Source organism: Halomonas sp. 707D4, from assembly GCF_024158685.1.
GTDB lineage: Bacteria > Pseudomonadota > Gammaproteobacteria > Pseudomonadales > Halomonadaceae > Vreelandella.
Genome location: NZ_JAMZBD010000280.1, coordinates 1 through 4223, shown reverse-complemented (window position 1 = coordinate 4223; position 4223 = coordinate 1). Strand labels below are relative to the sequence as shown.

Sequence of the window (4223 nt, the reverse complement as noted above, 5' to 3'; positions counted from 1 at the left end):
GGCGACGCTGAGTCCGAGCCCTGCCACGGCCTCGTCCCCCAGCAGCAGGGCATTGGCATGACGCACCAGCGCCATGCAGCCGATGGCGGCGCCGAGGTACAGCGGCAGCAGCGGAGTGACCAGCGACATTTCTCGCCCGGAGACCGATCCCGCCAGCCAATAGAGCACGCTCTCGAAGCTTTGCTGGTCGATGACCAGAAGTCCCTGGCTCAAGGAGACGAACAGCGCCGTGACCGCCACCCCGGCGAGCACCACCCGCAGCGAAGCGGTCTGGCCCTGAGTGCCGCCACACAGAAGCACCACCAGCGCCGCCGCCACGCAGGCGCCCGTCAGTGCCGCGCCCACGAGATGGGCCGGGGTGGTGGCGGGCAACAGCGCGACGGCCACGACCACGAAGAACATGGCACCGGCGTTGATGCCGAGAATGCCCGGCGAGGCCAGCGGGTTGCGAGTCAGGGTCTGCATCAGGGCGCCGGCGACGGCCAGGCTTGCGCCGACCAGCGCGGCGATGCTCGCCCGGGGCAGGCGCTCGGTGATCACTACCAGGTGGGCGATTCGCGTCGGGTCGTGATCGAAAAGCGCGGTGTACAGGGTGGCGAGGGGCATTCGTGTCGTCCCGAGCCACAGGCTCATCACGAAGGCCGCCACCAGCAGCGCCGTGCCCAGCACGATCCCCATCGTCCGGGTGAACGTGCCGGTCAGCATGCCTCTCGCCCCTCGTCGATGGGCGCGTCGCTCTCGGCACCGGTCGGGCAGGCGCTTGAGGGCGCGGTGTCCGGCAGGGCGGGGCCATGATCCGTCAACGCGTAGTGGCGATACACGTCGTCCAGCATCGCGTTGGCTGCGAGGATGCCGCCACCCATCATCCAGGCGATCGGGTCGACCTCGAAGACGCGCCCGCCTTGGGCCGCGTCGAGGCGCTGCCACAGCGGGTGAGAGGTCCAGGCGCGGTAGTTGTTCATGATGACGTCATCGGGCTCGAGCAGCACGAAAAGCACGTCGGCGTTCAGCACGGGAATGCTCTCCTTGCTGGTGAGCTTCATCCCCCAGCCATGGGTGCGCAGGGCCTCGGGCTGCTCGAAGCCCAGCTCGTCGAGGATCGAACCTGCAAAGCCGCCGGTGTAGATCCGCACGTGATCGCTCTTGAACCGCACCACCGCCACGCGCTGGGGCCAGGCGTCGCCGAGGCCGAGCGCCACCTGGCGGCGAAAGTCGTCGACCCGCGCCTGCCACTGGTCGAGCAGGTGCTCGGCCTGGGCCTCCCGGTGGGTGGCGCTCGCCACGCGACGCAAGGTGGTCTTGAAGTCATAGACGGTCTCGACGACGCTGCTCGGCGCGATGACGTCGAGCAGCGGCTCGATACGCTCGTGGCGAAAGCGCGATGCGACGATGGCATCCGGCGCCAGCCAGGCGATCTTTTCCAGGTTGGGCTGGGTTTCCAGCCCCACGTGCTCGACCCCGGCCAGTGCCTCGCGCAGGTAAGGGTACATCGGCGGCTCGAGCCAGGAGTCCACCACGCCGACCGGGGTGACGCCAAGGGCGACGGCGCTGTCCGTCGCTCCCTGGTAGAGGGTGACGATGCGCGGGGACGGATGATCGGCAAGGGCAGGACCAACGAGCAGTGACAGCAGAAGGGCGGCGAACCATGACGCTCGCTCGACGGTCGAGCGCGTTCGGCGCCCGGACATCATGCAGCGGTCGACGCTCGGGAGCTCGATGCCCAGGAGCATAGCCGGCAGCCTCCAGCCGAAGTCGAAAAGAGCGCGATGATGGCATGACGCTCCATTAAGTGCAAATCGTTATCACTCGTATTGAGGGCAAAAAAATGCCCGGTGACGTTGCACCGGGCGTTTCATCGATGAGGCCGCTCGCTTGAGCGCCTCCTAGCGGCGCTTCTGGCGCGCCTCCTTGGTGCGGTTGAGCTCGCGCTTTTTCGCCTTCTCCTTGTCGCTGGCGCCCGCCATGTTATCGAACGGGTTGTCGCCGGAGCGGAACTCGAAGCGCATCGGCGTGCCGCGCACCTTGAGCACCTTGCGGAAGGTGTTGGTCAGGTAGCGCCGGTAGGCTTCCGGCAGGGAGCTTGTCTGGTTGCCGTGGACCACGATGATCGGCGGGTTGCTGCCGCCCTGGTGGGCCATGCGCAGCTTGATGCGTCGACCGTTGACCATGGGCGGCGGATGCTGGCTCACCGCATCCTGCAAGAGCGTGGTCAGGCGATTGGTCGACCAGTGGGCGTTGGCGGCCTCGAACGCGCGCTCGATGGAGGGGTAGAGATCGCCCACGGCGGTACCGTGCAGCGCCGAGATGAAGTGCAGCTCGGCGTAGTCGGCAAAGCCCAGGCGGCGCTTGATCTCGGCGCGCATCTTCTCCTTGGCCTCGGTCTCGAGCCCGTCCCACTTGTTGACCGCCAGCACCAGCGCGCGGCCGGTGGTCAGCACGTAGTCGAGCAGGTGCAGGTCCTGCTCGACGAGCCCGCTTCGCGCATCCAGCACCATGATCGCGACGTGGCACTCCTTGATCGCGTCCAGCGTCTTGATGATCGAGAACTTCTCCGCCACCTCGCGTACGTTCTTGCGCCGGCGCACGCCGGCGGTGTCGATCAGCACGAAGGGCTTGCCGCGCCGCTCGAAGGGGATCTCGATGGCGTCGCGGGTGGTGCCCGCCTCGTCGAACACCACCACGCGGTCCTCGCCGAGCAGGCGGTTGACCAGCGTCGACTTGCCGACGTTGGGGCGGCCGATCACGCCGATGCGAATGCCCTTGGAGCCGGTATCCGCCGGAATGTCGGCGTCGCGCTCGGGGAAGGGCTCGAGCACGAGGTCGATCAGCTGCGAGACGTTGCGCCCGTGGGCGGCGGCGATCGGCCAGGGGTCGCCCAGGCCGAGCCCCCAGAAGTCGCCCATGGCCGAGTGCTCTTCCAGACCGTCGGTCTTGTTGACCACCAGCCAGGTCTTCTTCTGGTTGACGCGCAGGTGATTGGCGATCGCCTCGTCGGCGACGTTGAGCCCGGCGCGGGCGTCGACCAGAAACAGCACGATGTCGGCCTCGTCGATGGCGGCCAGCGACTGCTCCGCCATGGCCGCGTCGATGCCTTCCTCGTCGCCGCTGATACCGCCGGTATCGATGACCGTGTAGGCCTTGTTACCGAGCAGTCCGTTGCCGTACTTGCGATCGCGGGTCAGGCCGGGAAAGTCGGCGACCAGCGCGTCTCGCGAGCGCGTCAGACGGTTGAACAGGGTCGATTTACCTACATTGGGTCGACCCACTAGAGCAATGACGGGTGTCATGGAGAAATTTCCAACGTTTGCAGCCGGCCGTTGTTGGCCTGTACGTGAAGGGTTCTGCCTTCGCTGACCGGGCGCAGGCTGATGCCGGACTTGTGGATCCGGGTGCGGCCGACGATCTGGCCCTCGCGGGCGTCGATCAGGTGCAGGTAGCCCTCGAAGTCACCGACCGCCAGGCGTCCGTCGGCAAAGGCCGGCGCGGTCAGCCAGCGATCCTCGAGGTCGTCGTTGCGCCAGAGTTCCTGGCCGCTTGCGGCGTCCAGCGCCACCACCTGGCTGTCGTCGGTGACCACGAACAGCGTGTTGCCGACCAGTACCGGGGTGTGCCGGCTGGAGAGGCTGGTTTCCCACAGCACGCCGCCCTGGGTCGCTTCCAGCGCGACCACGCGGCCGTTGTAGCTGGTCACGAACAGGCGGCCGTCCGGGCTCAGCACCGGCTGGCCGGCGAGGTCGACGAGGCGCTCGACTTCGCTGCGACCGCGCGGGGTGGCGATCTGCTGCTCCCACAGCGGCTGGCCGCTGCGGTTGTCGAGGGTGGCGAGGCGGCCGTTGGCCAGGCCAACGAAGGTGACCGGGTCGATCACCATGGGCGTGCCGCTGCCGCGCAGGGTCAAGGCCGGCTGGGAACTGGTGTAGACCCAGCGCTCGGCGCCGCTGGCGCGATCGAGCGCCGTCACCTGACCGTCGATGCTCTGCACGATCAGAAGCTGCTGGTTCGCCTGCGGGGCGGCCAGCACTTCGCTGGAGACCCGTGCACGCCAGTCGATGCTGCCGTCACGCTGGTCGATGGCGATCACTTCGCCGTTGCGCGTGCCGAGATAGAGCTTGCCGGCGATGGCGTTCAGGGCGCTGGAGAGCGGCGTGTCGAGGTCGATGCGCCACTGGCGGTTGCCGTTTTGCGCGTTGAACGCCATCACCACGCCCTGGGCATCGGCGGCG

General features: G+C 67.7%; 4 protein-coding genes. All 4 read right to left on the bottom strand.

Going from position 1 to position 4223, the window contains the following annotated elements; genetic code table 11:
• Positions 1–705 (bottom strand): iron ABC transporter permease (locus BIS11_RS12000; protein ID WP_253586107.1); only part of this gene is annotated, 705 nt, incomplete at its 3' end.
• Positions 699–1730 carry an ABC transporter substrate-binding protein gene (locus BIS11_RS11995; RefSeq protein ID WP_253419142.1) on the bottom strand — a complete coding sequence of 344 codons (1032 nt, stop codon included), beginning with the start codon at positions 1728–1730 and terminating at the stop codon, positions 699–701. The genes BIS11_RS11995 and BIS11_RS12000, both read right to left, overlap by 7 nt.
• A 153-nt stretch (positions 1731–1883) precedes the next feature.
• On the bottom strand, positions 1884–3287 hold the full coding sequence (der, locus tag BIS11_RS11990; RefSeq protein ID WP_227389666.1) for a ribosome biogenesis GTPase Der: 1404 nt from the start codon (positions 3285–3287) through the stop codon (positions 1884–1886).
• Positions 3284–4223, bottom strand: a 940-nt coding sequence (gene bamB / locus BIS11_RS11985) for an outer membrane protein assembly factor BamB (RefSeq protein ID WP_253586105.1), incomplete at its 5' end; no start/stop codon positions are given. The genes bamB and der, both read right to left, overlap by 4 nt.

What these genes read in the sequence shown, in the direction of transcription:
- BIS11_RS11995 (WP_253419142.1), bottom strand. Translation starts at nt 1,730, where the DNA reads ATGCTCCTGGGCATCGAGCTCCCGAGCGTCGACCGCTGCATGATGTCC.
- der (WP_227389666.1), bottom strand. Translation starts at nt 3,287, where the DNA reads ATGACACCCGTCATTGCTCTAGTGGGTCGACCCAATGTAGGTAAATCG.